General features: G+C 65.8%; 10 protein-coding genes. 5 read left to right on the forward strand and 5 right to left on the reverse strand.

What is annotated here, in order from left to right; genetic code table 11:
- The first annotated feature begins 48 nt into the window (after window positions 1–48).
- Window positions 49–2706, forward strand: coding sequence for a methionine synthase (gene metH / locus MRBLMA1_RS19210; protein ID WP_363739030.1), 2658 nt, complete (start codon window positions 49–51; stop codon window positions 2704–2706).
- Window positions 2707–2764: 58 nt separating this feature from the next.
- On the opposite strand, the gene MRBLMA1_RS19215 is transcribed toward metH, so the two are convergent.
- Entirely contained in the window at window positions 2765–3919 is a 1155-nt protein-coding gene (locus tag MRBLMA1_RS19215) for a serine hydrolase (protein WP_363739031.1), read from the reverse strand.
- A gap of 169 nt (window positions 3920–4088) precedes the next feature.
- Here MRBLMA1_RS19215 and MRBLMA1_RS19220 point away from each other — a divergent pair, with 169 nt between their 5' ends.
- A complete protein-coding gene (locus MRBLMA1_RS19220; RefSeq protein WP_363739033.1) occupies window positions 4089–4922 on the forward strand; it encodes an alpha/beta fold hydrolase in 834 nt (277 codons plus the stop codon).
- Window positions 4923–5030: 108 nt separating this feature from the next.
- On the opposite strand, the gene nadB is transcribed toward MRBLMA1_RS19220, so the two are convergent.
- The 4 genes from nadB to purM are packed head-to-tail and all read right to left on the reverse strand — an operon-like array spanning window position 5031 to window position 9736.
- The gene (gene nadB, locus MRBLMA1_RS19225) at window positions 5031–6650 is read right to left on the reverse strand and encodes an L-aspartate oxidase (protein ID WP_363739035.1); all 1620 of its coding nucleotides are present in this window, start codon (window positions 6648–6650) and stop codon (window positions 5031–5033) included.
- A 12-nt stretch (window positions 6651–6662) separates the two neighbouring features.
- Window positions 6663–7610 (reverse strand): ABC transporter ATP-binding protein, encoded by a 948-nt coding sequence (locus tag MRBLMA1_RS19230; protein ID WP_363739037.1) that lies wholly within the window; start codon window positions 7608–7610, stop codon window positions 6663–6665.
- A gap of 54 nt (window positions 7611–7664) precedes the next feature.
- Entirely contained in the window at window positions 7665–8666 is a 1002-nt protein-coding gene (purN, locus tag MRBLMA1_RS19235) for a phosphoribosylglycinamide formyltransferase (protein WP_363739039.1), read from the reverse strand.
- On the reverse strand, window positions 8642–9736 hold the full coding sequence (gene purM, locus MRBLMA1_RS19240) for a phosphoribosylformylglycinamidine cyclo-ligase (RefSeq protein ID WP_363739041.1): 1095 nt from the start codon (window positions 9734–9736) through the stop codon (window positions 8642–8644). The genes purN and purM overlap by 25 nt, the downstream gene beginning before the upstream one ends.
- 152 nt (window positions 9737–9888) lie before the next feature.
- Between purM and MRBLMA1_RS19245 the strand changes: the two genes are divergently transcribed.
- From MRBLMA1_RS19245 to MRBLMA1_RS19255, 3 genes are read left to right on the forward strand one after another with little or no spacing between them, the layout of a single operon-like run.
- The gene (locus MRBLMA1_RS19245) at window positions 9889–11175 is read left to right on the forward strand and encodes a heavy-metal-associated domain-containing protein (RefSeq protein WP_363739043.1); all 1287 of its coding nucleotides are present in this window, start codon (window positions 9889–9891) and stop codon (window positions 11173–11175) included.
- Window positions 11176–11183: 8 nt separating this feature from the next.
- Entirely contained in the window at window positions 11184–11798 is a 615-nt protein-coding gene (locus MRBLMA1_RS19250) for a chromosomal replication initiator DnaA (RefSeq protein WP_363739045.1), read from the forward strand.
- Between the two features lie 28 nt (window positions 11799–11826).
- Complete coding sequence (locus tag MRBLMA1_RS19255) at window positions 11827–13965, forward strand: RNA degradosome polyphosphate kinase (RefSeq protein ID WP_363739047.1); 2139 nt, start codon at window positions 11827–11829, stop codon at window positions 13963–13965.

The raw sequence follows: 13965 nt of genomic DNA on the forward strand, positions 1-13965 counted from the left end.
CAGCGACCCGAAGGGCGACCGAAGGTCAACGCTGGGATCTCGTGCCTCTTGGGGCGCGCTCTAGATTGGGAGACCCCAGCCTTTGCCGGGGTAACGAATGTAAAAATGACCCAGCAATCGACCGCCACTTTCGTCAATATCGGTGAGCGCACCAACGTCACGGGCTCCGCCAAGTTCAAGAAGCTGATCATGGCGGGCGACTATGCCGCAGCCATCGACATCGCCCGCGAGCAGGTGGAGAACGGCGCGCAGATCGTCGACGTCAACATGGACGAGGGCCTGCTCGACGCCGTGGAGGCGATGACGACCTTCCTCAAGCTCATGACGTCGGAGCCGGACATCAGCCGCGTGCCGGTGATGATCGACAGCTCCAAATGGGAGGTGATCGAGGCGGGCCTGAAATGCGTTTCGGGCAAGCCGGTCGTGAACTCGATCAGCATGAAGGAGGGCGAGGAGGCCTTCCTGCATCATGCGCGGCTGTGCATGGCCTATGGCGCGGCGGTGGTCGTCATGGCCTTCGACGAGACGGGGCAGGCCGACACGCAGGCCCGCAAGGTCGAGATTTGCGAGCGCGCCTACAAGCTGCTGATGACCATCGGCTTCCCGCCGGAGGACATCATCTTCGATCCCAATATCTTCGCGGTGGCGACGGGGATCGAGGAACATAATAATTACGGCGTCGATTTTATCGAGGCGTGCCGGGAGATCAAGAAGCGCTGCCCGCATGTCCATATTTCGGGCGGGTTGTCGAACTTCTCCTTCTCCTTCCGCGGCAATGAGCCGGTGCGGCGGGCGATGCACTCGGTCTTCCTCTATCACGCCATTCCGGCTGGCCTCGACATGGCGATCGTCAATGCGGGGCAGTTGGACGTCTATGACGCCATCGACCCGGCGCTGCGCAAGGCGTGCGAGGATGTGCTGCTGAACAGCGATCCGGAGGCGGGCGATCGCCTCGTCGCCTTGGCCGAGAGCTTCAAGGGCAAGGATGCGGCGTCCGAAAAGGCCGCGCAGGAATGGCGCGGCTGGCCGGTCGCCAAGCGGCTGGAACATGCGCTGGTCAAGGGCATCGACATGTATGTGGTCGAGGATACGGAGGAAGCCCGCCTCGCCGCCGAAAAGCCCATTCAGGTCATCGAAGGCCCGTTGATGGACGGCATGAATGTCGTGGGCGACCTGTTCGGCGCGGGCAAGATGTTCCTGCCGCAGGTGGTGAAGTCCGCCCGCGTCATGAAGAAGGCGGTGGCGCACCTGTTGCCCTTCATCGAGGCGGCGAAGGAACCCGGCGCCAAGGGCAAGGGCAAGATCATCATGGCGACGGTCAAGGGCGACGTCCATGATATCGGCAAGAACATCGTCGGCGTCGTGCTCCAGTGTAACGGATTCGAGGTGGTCGACATGGGCGTGATGGTGCCCTGGCAGGACATCATCAAGGCGGCCAACGATCATGATGCCGACATGATCGGACTTTCGGGCCTCATCACCCCTTCGCTGGACGAGATGGTGACGGTGGCGGCGGAGATGCAGCGCGCGCAGATGACGATGCCGCTGCTGATCGGCGGCGCGACCACGTCGAAGGTGCATACCGCGCTGCGCATCGATCCGGCCTTTGAGGGGCCGGTCGTGCATGTGCTGGACGCGAGCCGCGCCGTGGGCGTGGCGACCGCTCTGGTTTCGGAGACGCAGAAGAACGACTTCGTCCAGAAGACCAAGGATGATTATGAGCATGTCCGCGTCGCCCGCGCCAACAAGGGGCAGAGCGCGCTGGTCAGCATCGAGGATGCCCGCGCCAACGGCTTCGAGATCGACGAGAGCCTGAAGCCCGGCAAGCCGCGCCTGCCCGGCGTCCATCGCTTCCCGGACTGGGACCTGAAGGACCTGCGCAACTATATCGACTGGACGCCCTTCTTCCGCGCCTGGGAACTGGCGGGCAATTATCCGGCGATCCTGGAGGATGAGGTCGTCGGCGAAAGCGCGACCAGCCTGTTCAAGGACGCGCAGGCGATGCTGGACCGCATCATCGACGAAAAATGGCTGACCGCGCGGGGCGTCGCGGGGCTATGGCCCTGCCGTCGCGAGGGCGATGACATCATTGTCCATGTCGAGGATGAAAAGCATGTGACCCTACCGATGCTGCGCCAGCAGATTGCCAAGCGGGAAGGCCGCGCCAATATGTGCCTGGCCGACTTCATCAGCCATGACGGTGACTGGATGGGCGGTTTCGCCGTGTCGATCCACGGCATCGAACCGCATCTGGCGCGGTTCAAGAACGCCATCGACGATTATTCGGACATATTGCTCAAGGCGCTGGCGGATCGTCTGGCCGAAGCCTTTGCCGAGCGGCTGCACCATTATGTGCGCACCGCGCTCTGGGGCTATGCCGAGGGCGAGCAGCTGACCAACGAAGCGCTCATCAAGGAGCATTATCGCGGCATCCGACCGGCGCCGGGCTATCCGGCCTGCCCGGAGCATAGCCTGAAGCCGCTGCTGTTCGACATGCTGGACGCGCATCATGCGACCGGGATTTCGCTGACGGAGAGCTTCGCGATGTTGCCGACGGCGGCGGTCAGCGGCTTCTATTTCGGGCATCCGCAGGCCGAATATTTCGGCGTGGCGCGGGTCGGGCGGGACCAGCTGGAGGATTATGCCCAGCGGCGCGGCGTGGATCTGGAAACGGCGGAGCGCTGGCTGCGGCCGAATCTGGATTGACGCCTGACCTTATGAACAACCTGCTCCTGCCCGCGCGGGAGCAGGTTGCGTTTCCGGGCTACCGCGTCTCGTGGTTCGCCACGACCGCCTTCGCAACGGCCTGCATCAATTGCCAGCGTACCGGGATCGGTTCGGTGGTGCTGCCGATCATCACCGCGACCGCATAGCAGGTGCCGTCGGGCGCGGTCATGATGCCGATGTCATTGAAGCCGGTCGAGCGCGCGCCCAGTTCCTGCCCCGTGCCGGTCTTGTGCAGATAGTGCCAGCCGGCCGGCACGCCGCCCTTGATGCGTTGCGGCCCGGTCTTCGCCTCGCCCATGATCGAGAGCAGCAGTTGCGACGATGCCGGGGACAGCATGTCGTTCTGCTTCAGCTTTGCCAGGGCGTGCACGATGGAGGAGGGTGCCGCGCCATCAGGCGGGCTGGCGAGATAATTGTCCAGCGCCTTCTGCCGCGCCGACATGGGCAGCTTGGCCCGGGCGGCGTAGAAATTGCGGCCGATGGAATAATCCTGCCGCCATTCCAGGCCGGCGGTGGTGGATTGGAGCAGCCGCTCACCGGGGCCGAAGCGGATATCCTTGATATAGCGGCGGGCGAGATAACTGCGCACCGCGTCCGGCCCGCCGACGGCGCGCAGCAGCGTGTCGTTGGCGGTATTGTCGCTCTGCGTCATGGCGCGGCGCATGAGGTCGGAATAGGTGGTGGTCCAGCCCGCATTGCCGACCAGCGCCGCGGTTGGCTGGTGGAAGAGGGTCAGGTCCTTCTTCGTGATGGTGGTGCTGTCGCTGAGGCGGATCTTGCCGCGGTCCACCGCGTCGAGGAAGGTCATCGACACCCACAGCTTCGACACGCTCTGCTGCGGGAAGAGCAGATTGCCGTTCCAGGCGACGGTCCAGTCGCTGCCGACGCGGCGCACCGCGATGCCGACCTTGCCGTTGAAGCTCTGGCCGAGATTGCGGACGACGCTGACCAGGGCGGGCGGCGACGTTTCCCGCTGGTCGACATTCAAGCTGTCAAAGGATTTGGGCGGATTGGCGACCGGTTTGATCGGGAAGGTCGCCGTGGTGGGCTGGGGCTTTTGCCCGACAGCCGCATAAGGCTGCTGCGGCGCGCTGACGCAGGCCGACAGCGCCGCCATCAACAGGACAAGCCGGACAGAGCCGCCATTGCCGCCATTTGGACGCCCTTTGCGCCCTCGCTTGAAATTGGTCATCAAAATCCCCGCACTCTCCTGTTTCATTAGGGTTCGCACGCGCGGCGGCTGACAAGAATCATGCGACGAACGATTCCACAAACGCGATGTAAGGAGGCTGAACAAAGCGCGCCTTAACTCAGTTGAGGTTCAGGCGGCGGCCTGCAAGAAGGCGGGCATGCGTGCAGTAATGAACAGACGGACCATGTTGCAGGGCGCGGCGCTGCTGCTGGCGGGTGGCGCGCTGGCGCCAGGGGCCTGGGCGGCGCCCTTCGCCTCCCGCCGGATCGCCGTCACGACGCGCGGGGCGGGGCGGGACGTCGTCCTGATCGCGGGCCTGGCGAGCGGGCCGGGACTGTGGAACGGGGTGGTCGGCGCGCTTTCGGGCTATCGCTGGCATCTGGTGCACATAAGGGGCTTTGCGGGGTTGCCGGCGGAGGCCAATGCCAGCGGGCCGCTGGTCCAGCCGGTGGCGGATGAGATCGCCCGCTATATCGCGGCGGCCGGGCTGGAACGGCCCGCCATTGTCGGTCACAGCATGGGCGGCACGCTGGCGATGATGCTGGGCCTCAAGGGGCTGGCGGGGCGGCTGATGGTGGTCGACATGTTGCCCGAAGGAGCGGCGATGGTTGGCGGCACGGCGCAGGGCATGGGGTTCCTCGCCGATCAGCTTGGCCAATATTTCACGGGTACCAAGGCAGGCCGTGCCTATCTGGCGCAGATGCTGGCGGAGATGCCGGGCGCGCGCGGCAGCGATCCGGACGTGATCGCCAATGCGCTGCGCGATCTGGCCAATGTCGATCTGGGGCCGCAACTGGCGCGGCTCGCCCCGCCCATGGAGGTCGTCTATGCCGTCGGCAGCGATGCGGCGCAGGCGAGCGACATCGGCCGTACCTTCCGTGCCGCCTATGCCGCCAAGCGTGGCGTCCGGCTGGTGCCGGTCGGCCCCAGCGGCCATGTCGTCATGGTGGATCAGCCGGCCCGCTTCAACGCGATCCTCGGCGATTTCCTGAAGCCGATTTGACGTCGATCAAGGGCGGGGCGAGTCGGCGGCGCTAAACACAGGCTGACGCACCTCCTCGCGTCACTCCTCGACTGATGGCGCAACGCGACCGGCGTTGCGCCATTTTTTTCAGGGGGTGAGTACCGTATCGACCGCCTGCGGCAACATGGCCGGATAATCGAGCGTGTAATGCAGCCCCCGGCTTTCCTTCCGGTGCAGGGCCGACCGGACGACCAGCCGCGCCACCTCCAGCAGGTTGCGCAGTTCGATCAGGTCGGGGGTCACGCGGAAATAGCCGTAATATTCGTCCACTTCCTTGGCCAACAGGTCGATGCGGTGCTGGGCGCGCTCCAGCCGCTTGGTGGTGCGGACGATGCCGACATAGTCCCACATGAAGCGGCGGATTTCCTTCCAGTTATGCTGGACGATGACTTCCTCGTCCGAATTGGTGACGCGGCTTTCGTCCCAGGGGCGGATTGGCGGGGGCGCGGGCAGTTCGTGCCAATGGGCGCGGATATGCCGGGCGGCGGCTTCCCCGAAGACGAAGCATTCCAGCAGCGAGTTGGAGGCGAGGCGGTTGGCCCCGTGCAGGCCGCTTTCGGTGACTTCGCCCGCGGCATAGAGGCCCGGCAGGTCGGTGCGGCCGTCGAGGTCGATGACAACGCCGCCGCAGGTATAATGCTGCGCCGGGACGACCGGGATCGGCTCCTTCGTGATGTCGATGTCGAGGTCCAGCAGGCGCGCATAGATGGTCGGGAAATGGGTGCGCACGAATTCCGGCGGCTTGTGGCTGATGTCGAGATGGACATAGTCGAGGCCGAGCCGCTTGATCTCATGGTCGATGGCGCGGGCAACCACGTCGCGCGGCGCCAGTTCGGCGCGATCGTCGAAGCGGGGCATGAACCGCTCGCCGCCGCCCGGCACGCCGGGGGGGAGCTTGAGGTGACCGCCTTCGCCGCGCACCGCTTCGGTGATCAGGAAATTCTTGACCTCCAGATTGTAGAGGCAGGTGGGGTGGAACTGGTTCATCTCCATGTTGGAGACGCGGCAGCCCGCGCGCCACGCCATGGCGATGCCGTCCCCGGTCGCCCCACGGGGCGCGGTGGAGAAGAGATAGGTGCGGCCCGCGCCGCCGGTGCAGAGGATCGTCGCCTTGCCCACTATGGCGTCGACATGCTTGCTCTGCTTGTTGAAGGCGTAGACGCCCCAGACATGGCCGTCGCCCGAATATCTCTCCCCATGGCGGCTGGTGATGAGGTCGACGGCGACCCTGTCCTCCAGCAGCGTGATGTTCGGATTGGCGCGGGCGGCCTTCAGCAGCGCGACCTGAACGGCGTGGCCCGTGGCGTCGTCGACATGGACGATGCGGCGGTGGCTGTGGCCGCCTTCGCGGGTCAGGTGCCAGCGCTCGCCGAATTCCTCCCCGCTCCCCTCCTCATTGGGATTGAAGGGCACGCCCAGTTCCGCAAGCCGCTCGATGGCGGCGGGGGCCTCCGAGACGACGAATTCCACCGTGCTGCGGTCGTTCAGGCCCGCGCCCGCGACCATCGTGTCGTCGATATGCGCCTCGAAACTGTCACCGGCGTCGAGTACGGCGGCAATGCCGCCCTGCGCCCAGTTGGTGGAGCCGCCGTCGAGCGCGCCCTTGGCAAGGACCACGACCTTGCGATCCTGCGCCAGGTTGATGGCGGCCGTCAGCCCCGCCGCGCCGGAACCGATGATGACGACGTCATAGGTAGTGATGGGCATTTACTTACTCGCTCAGGCCGCGGCGGTCAGGTTGAGGAACACATCCTCCAGGTCCGGGTCGCGCGTTACCACGTCCACGATCGACAGGCCGCTCGCCTGCACGGCGCTCAGCACCTGGCCTGCATTGGCGCGGTTCTTCATATAGGTGATCGTCAGCGTGCGTTCGTCGGACAATTCTATCTTCTCGAAACTGGGGTCGGCGGGGGGCGTCACCACGTCGCGGTCGACCGTCACCTGCACCACTTTCTCCTGTGCCATGGCGATCAGTTCGCGGGTCGGCTTGTCCGTGATGACCCTGCCATGGTTGATGATGCCGATGCGGTCGCACAGCTCCTCGGCCTCCTCCAGATAGTGGGTGGTCAGCACGATGGTCACGCCCTGCCGGTTCAATTCCCGCACATAGGCCCAGAGCTGCTGGCGAAGCTGCACGTCGACGCCGGCGGTCGGTTCGTCCAGCACCAGGATCGGCGGCGAATGCACCATCGCCTTCGCCACCAGCAGGCGGCGTTTCATGCCGCCCGAAAGCGTCCGGGCATAGGCGTTGGCCTTGTCCTCCAGATGCACGGCGCGCAGCAATTCCATCGATCGGCGGCGGTCCCTGGGCACGCCATAATAGCCCGCCTGGTTCTCCAGCGTCTCGAACGGCGTGAAGAAGGGGTCGAAGACGATCTCCTGCGGGACGATGCCGATGCTGTTCTTGGCGTTGCGGGGGTTCTGGTCGATGTCGAAGCCCCAGATCCGCGCGGTGCCGCTGGTCTTGTTCACCAGGCCCGCGAGGATGTTGATCGTGGTCGACTTGCCCGCGCCATTGGGGCCGAGCAGGCCATATATCTGCCCACGCGGAATGGTGAGATTGATGTTGTCGAGCGCCTGCTTCCCGCCCTTGTAGACCTTGGAGAGGTTGGTGATCTCGATGGCGGCCTGCGGGGCAGGGGCGGGAGGGGGGGCGGTGTCGGTCATGGCTGCCTATCTGGGGGGAAAACAGGAGAAAATCAAAGCGCCCTGAAGCGCCGCTCAGAACTGATCGGCGATATCCTTCAATCCCAACAGCTTTCGCGGCGCTACCGTGCGCCAGCTCTTGTCCAGGCGGTCCCCGATATGGTCCCAGTCCGTATCGCCGAGGTCGAGCCTGATGCCGACCCAGCCGTCGCCGAAATAAGCGGGGCGGTAATAGCGGGCGGGGTCACTCTCGATCAGCATGGCCTGTTCTTCGGGCGCCGTCGTCTTGACGAGGATGGCGATGACGCCGTCGCCGTGATTGCCTTGAGAGAAATAGGCGAATTTCTTGCCCTTTTCGATGCCGAAGCAGGGCATGCCATGGGACGTGACCTCATCAGCCTGCGGCAGGGCAAGGGCGTGTTCCCTGACCTTGTTCAGCAGCCATTCGGGCTGGCGTTCGCGGGTGACGAATTCCGCCAGCGTGCGGGGATAGAGCTGATGTTCCGCCATCAGGACGCGCGCGGCCAGGCTCTCGGCGGTGTCGCCGGGCAGGATCGCGACCGCGGTCTGGCCAAGCACCGGCCCGTCGTCCAGTTCCGCGGTGACGATGTGGACCGAGCAGCCGGCATGGGAATCGCCGGCGTCAAGCGCCTGCTGGTGCGTGCCGAGGCCCTTGTATCTGGGCAGCAGGCTGGGGTGGATGTTGAGCATCCGGCCCTCCCATCCTGCGACGAAATCCGGCGAGAGCAGGCGCATATAGCCGGCGAGCGCGACATATTCCGCGCCGGCGCTGCGCAGTTGCGCATCGACGATCCGGTCGAACTCGGCGCGCTTCAGCCCCTTGTGGCTGTGCGCGAAGGTGGGGATGCCCTCTGCGGCGGCGAGTTTCAGGCCGGGGGCTTCGGGGTCGTTGGCGGCGACCAGAACCAGCTCATAGGGGCAGGACGGATGCCTGGCGGCATAGAGCAGCGCCGCCATGTTCGAGCCACGTCCGGAAATCAGAACGCCGACCTTTGCCTTCACTTGCACAGTCCCCGTCCGGTTCGCGCGACTCACCCCAGATGGGTGGCGGTCCATTCGGCCCTGGCGCTCCACGTTTCCTGGGAGCCCCTGACCGTGCAGCCCCGTTCGCCCGCTTCCACCATGCCGACCCGCAGCACGGTTTCGCCCGCCGCCTCAAGATCGGCGGCCACGGCGTCGGCTGCGCCTGCGTCCACCGCCAGCACCATGCCGACGCCGCAGTTGAAGGTGCGCGCCATCTCTTCCGGCTCGATATTGCCCTGGGCCTGCAGGAAGGCCATCAGGCGGGGCTGTTCCCAGCCATCGGCGTCGACCACGGCGTGGCACCCGTCGGGCAGCACGCGCGGGATGTTTTCCAGCAGGCCGCCGCCCGTGATATGGGCCAGCGCATTGATCCTGCCCGAGCGGACCAGCGGCAGCAGCGACTTCACATAGATGCGCGTCGGGGCCATCAGCGCGTCGATCAGCAGCACCTCATTGTCGAAGATCGCCGGCCGGTCGAGCTTCCAGCCCTTGTCCGCGGCGAGGCGGCGGACCAGCGAGAAGCCGTTGGAATGCACGCCCGAAGAGGCGAGGCCGAGCAGCACGTCGCCCGCCTTCACCTTGTTGCCGGTCAGCGCCCTGGACCGTTCCACCGCGCCGACGCAGAAACCGGCGAGGTCATAGTCGCCCGGTCCGTACATGCCCGGCATTTCTGCCGTTTCGCCGCCGATGAGGGCGCATCCGGCCTGCTTGCAGCCCTCCGCTATTCCCGCGATCACGCGTTCGGCGACGCCGCTCTCCAGCTTGCCGGTGGCATAATAGTCGAGGAAGAAGAGCGGTTCGGCGCCCTGCACGATCAGGTCGTTGGCGCACATGGCGACAAGATCGATGCCGACGCCGTCATGGGCATTGTGGTCGATGGCGAGCTTCAGCTTGGTGCCGACGCCGTCATTGGCCGCGACCAGCAAGGGATCGTCATAACCGGCCGCCTTCAGGTCGAAGAAGCCGCCGAAGCCGCCCAGTTCCGCGTCGGCGCCGGGGCGGCGGGTGGCCTTGGCAAGCGGGGCGATGGCGCGGACCAGCGCATTGCCCGCGGCGATGTCGACGCCAGCCTTGGCGTAGCTGTAGGATTCGGTGTCGCTCATGGCCGTCGCCCCTAAGCATTTTCAGGTCAGATGGAAACATCTGACCGCTGAAGAAAATGCGACAAGCCCAATAACGCACAAAGGAGGGGAAAACGAAACGGGAAATGGGTTGCCGCTTGGCAGCGCAGGCAAATCCCGCCAAAAGGACGCGCGTGAACGTGCCTTCTGTCCTTCGCGGCCTGTCCCTCCGGCCTCTGAACCTGTTTCGCGCGGCTTCGCGCCCTCTCCAGATTCTGGGCGCGATCGTGCTTGGCCTCGCTGCCGCGACTCTGGTCGCGCAGATGGAGGGGGAGCGCGGCGTGCCCCCGATCGCCAGCGGCGGCGATTTCCAGGTGAGCCATGTCAAGGTCGACGTCTTCGCCAAGGATGCCGACAGCGCGCGCACGGCCGGCTGGCGGCTGGCGCAGCGGCGGGCCTGGCAGATGCTGTGGGCCCGGACCCATGGCGGCAGCGGCGCGCCGGCGCTGTCCGATTCGCAGCTTGAAGGCATGATCTCGGGCATAGAGATAGAATATGAGCAGGCCGGGCCGAACCGCTATGTCGCCACGCTGGGCGTGATGTTCGACCGGGCGCGGACCGGCCAGTTGCTGGGCGTCACCGGCAGCAATGTCGTGCATTCGCCGCCGCTGCTGGTGATCCCGGTGCTGTGGGACGGCGGGTCGGCCGTGTCCTATGAACGGATCAACGAATGGCAGAGGGCCTGGGCGCGTTTCCGCACCGGGGACAGCGCCATCGACTATGTCCGCGTGGCGGGGTCCATCGCTGACCCGATCCTGCTGAATGCGGGGCAGACCGGGCGGCGCGGGCGGCTGTGGTGGCGCGTGCTGCTCGACCAATATGGCGCGGCGGACGTGGTGATCCCGATCGCCCGGCTCGACCGGCAATATCCCGGCGGTCCGGTGACCGGCACCTTCACCGCGCGCTATGGCCCCGACAATTTCCTGATCGGCAGTTTTTCCCTGCGCGCTTCCAACGACAGCGCGATCCCGCAGATGCTGGACCAGGCGACGCAGCGGATCGACCAGCTTTATACCCAGGCACTGAATGACGGCCGCTTGCGTCCCGACCCGTCGCTGATCATCGAGGAGCCGGTCGATCCCAACGCGCTGGAGATCGAAAATGCGGCCGATCTGCCGGTGGAAACGCTGGACATGCCGGCGGTCTCCGCCACGACGCGCAGCTACGCGATCCAGTTCGACACGCCCGACGTCGGATCGGTCGCGCAGGGCGAGGCCGCCGTGCGTTCCGTCCCGGGCGTGCGTTCGGCCGCGACCAGCAGCCTCGCGCTCGGCGGCACGTCGGTCATGCAGGTGAGCTTCGACGGCACCGTCGATTCGCTGCGCGCCGCGCTGGCCGCCAAGGGATATAATGTCGCCGTGTCAGGCAACACGCTGCGCATCCGCCGGGGCGGGGGAAGCGGAGCCCCCGCCGCCCAATGACCGGCGCCATGCGACAGATCAGCCTGCCGTTCGACCGGCCTGATCGGGCGAGCGGCGAGGATTTCCTGGTCAGCGACGCCAATCGCATCGCCGTCCGCCATCTGGAGAATTGGCGGGAATGGCCGCTGTCGATCAACGTGCTGAGCGGGCCGCCCCTGTCGGGCCGTTCGACATTGGGCCGCCATTTCGTCGCGCAGAGCGGCGGGACGATGATCGACGATGCGCAGGGGCAGGATGAGCAGGCGCTGTTCAACGCCTGGAACGATGCGCAGACGGCCCGGCGCCCGCTGCTGCTGATCGCGGACGCGCCGCCGGCGCAATGGCAGGTGGCCCTTCCCGACCTGCGGTCGAGGCTGGCGGCGGCACCCCATGTCGCGCTGGAGCAGCCGGACGAGGCGCTGGCGCATGCCCTGATCGATCGGTTCCTGGCATCGGCCGGGGCAAGCTATGCGGCGGACTTGCCGCAATGGCTGCTGCGCCGGATCGAGCGCAGCTATGCCGCCATCGCCGCCGTGACGCGCCTGCTGGACGAGGCGGCCTTGTCATCGGGACGTAAGATTTCTGCCGCTATGGCGAAAGATGTCCTGCAAGGTGCGGGATTTTTGCCTATAGTCCCGGACTGATCCTCCGGTTCCGAACGATGAGAGACATGTGGCCGAAGCCGACCCATCCGCCAGCCTGACCCTGCCCAGCGACCGCTATTTCAACCGGGAACTGTCCTGGCTGGCGTTCAACCAGCGCGTGCTGGAGGAGGCGATGAACCGGGCGCATCCCTTGCTGGAGCGGCTGCGCTTCCTGTCGATTTCCGGCGCCAATCTGGACGAGTTCTTCTCCGTGCGGGTGGCGGGCCTCAAGGGGCAGCAGTTGCAGGATGTCGACATGCGCTCCGCCGACGGGCTGACCCCGGCGCAGCAACTGGCCGCCATCACAGAGGAAACCGCCCGGCTGATGGCTGCGCAGCAGAAGGTATGGGGTGCGCTGCACGGCGAACTGGTGCAGGTCGGGATAGAGGTGGTCGGCCCGTCCACCGCGCTGGACGAAAGCTGCGAGAACTGGTTGCGGGATCATTTCCTGACGCAGATCTTCCCGATCCTGACGCCGCAGGCGCTGGACCCGGCGCATCCCTTTCCGTTCATCCCCAATCAGGGCCTGTCGATCGTCTTCGACCTGGAGCGGCTGTCGGACAAGCAGCCGATTCGCGAACTGGTGATGATCCCGTCCTCGCTCGCCCGTTTCGTGCGGATGCCGGGGGAAACGGCGCGCTATATGGCGCTGGAGGCGGTGGTCCGGCGCTTTTCCGCCGACCTCTTCCCCGGCTATCGCGTCCGCAACAGCGGCGTGTTCCGCATCATCCGCGACAGCGACATCGAAATCGAGGAAGAGGCGGAGGATCTGGTCCGCTATTTCCGCAGCGCCATCAAGCGCCGCCGGCGGGGCCGCGTGATCCGCATGGAGATAGAGGAACGCATCCCCGAGCCGGTCGAGGAGATGTTGCAGGACATGCTCCAGGGCCATGACGCGATCATCGCGGAGGTGGAGGGCTTTGTCGGCATCGGCGACCTGTCCGGCGTGGTGGACGAAGACCGGCCGGACCTGAAGTTCGAGCCCTATGCCCCCCGTTTTCCGGAGCGCATCCGCGAATATGGCGGTGATTGCTTTGCCGCGATCCGGGCGAAGGACATTGTCGTCCACCATCCCTATGAAGCCTTTGACGTGGTGGTGTCCTTCCTGAAGCAGGCGGCGTCCGACCCCGATGTCATGGCGATCAAGCAGACGCTGTACCGCGCGGGCAAGCAGTCCGCGATCATCCGGGCGCTGATCGACGCGGCCGAGGCGGGCAAGTCCGTGACCGCCGTGGTGGAACTGAAGGCTCGCTTCGATGAGGAGCAGAACCTGATGTGGGCCGACGCGCTGGAGCGCGCGGGGGTCCAGGTGGTGTACGGCTTCATCGACTGGAAGACCCATGCCAAGGTGTCGATGGTCGTCCGGCGGGAAGGGGAGGCGTTCCGCACCTACTGTCATTTCGGCACCGGCAACTATCATCCGGTGACGGCGCGCATCTACACGGATCTCAGCTTCTTCACCGCCGACCCTGCCTATGGCCGGGATGCGGCGGCGCTGTTCAACTACATCACCGGCTATGTCGAGCCGCAGCGGCTGGAAAAGCTGGTCATGTCGCCGCGCGACCTGCGCAACCGCCTGTGCGACCTGATCGATGCGGAGATAGAGCATGTCCGCGCCGGGCGGCCGGGAACCATCTGGGCGAAGATGAATTCGCTGGTGGACCCGGCGATCATGGAAAAGCTGTATGCGGCGAGCAATGCGGGCGTGCAGATCGAACTCATCGTGCGCGGCATATGCTGCCTGCGGCCGGGCGTGCCGGGCATGTCGGAGAATATCCGGGTGAAGTCGGTGGTCGGCCGCTTCCTGGAGCATAGCCGGATCACCGTCTTCGGCAATGGCAAGGCGCTGCCCAATAACGGCGCGAAGGTGTTCATCAGTTCGGCCGACTGGATGCCGCGCAATTTCGATCGGCGCGTGGAGTTTCTGGCCCCGGTCGAGAACCCGACCGTGCACGACCAGATCCTGGACCAGGTGATGGTCGCCAACCTCATCGACAGCGAGCAGAGCTGGGTGCTGGACAGCGACGGCCATTACAGCCGGGTCGAGGCAGGCGACCGGCCGTTCAACCTGCATCGCTATTTCATGACCAACCCGTCCCTTTCGGGCCGCGGCGCCGCGCTGGACAGCGAGGCGGTGCCGACGCTGCGCCTGCGCGGGCGGGCCTGA

The organism is Sphingobium sp. LMA1-1-1.1 (assembly GCF_040676365.1).
GTDB lineage: Bacteria > Pseudomonadota > Alphaproteobacteria > Sphingomonadales > Sphingomonadaceae > Sphingobium.

Excerpts from the sequence above, each read along its gene's own strand:
- MRBLMA1_RS19250 (WP_363739045.1), top strand. The coding sequence starts at position 11,184 with ATGCGACAGATCAGCCTGCCGTTCGACCGGCCTGATCGGGCGAGCGGC.
- MRBLMA1_RS19230 (WP_363739037.1), bottom strand. The coding sequence starts at position 7,610 with ATGACCGACACCGCCCCCCCTCCCGCCCCTGCCCCGCAGGCCGCCATC.
- nadB (WP_363739035.1), bottom strand. The coding sequence starts at position 6,650 with ATGCCCATCACTACCTATGACGTCGTCATCATCGGTTCCGGCGCGGCG.
- purM (WP_363739041.1), bottom strand. The coding sequence starts at position 9,736 with ATGAGCGACACCGAATCCTACAGCTACGCCAAGGCTGGCGTCGACATC.
- MRBLMA1_RS19220 (WP_363739033.1), top strand. The coding sequence starts at position 4,089 with ATGAACAGACGGACCATGTTGCAGGGCGCGGCGCTGCTGCTGGCGGGT.
- MRBLMA1_RS19215 (WP_363739031.1), bottom strand. The coding sequence starts at position 3,919 with ATGACCAATTTCAAGCGAGGGCGCAAAGGGCGTCCAAATGGCGGCAAT.
- purN (WP_363739039.1), bottom strand. The coding sequence starts at position 8,666 with ATGGACCGCCACCCATCTGGGGTGAGTCGCGCGAACCGGACGGGGACT.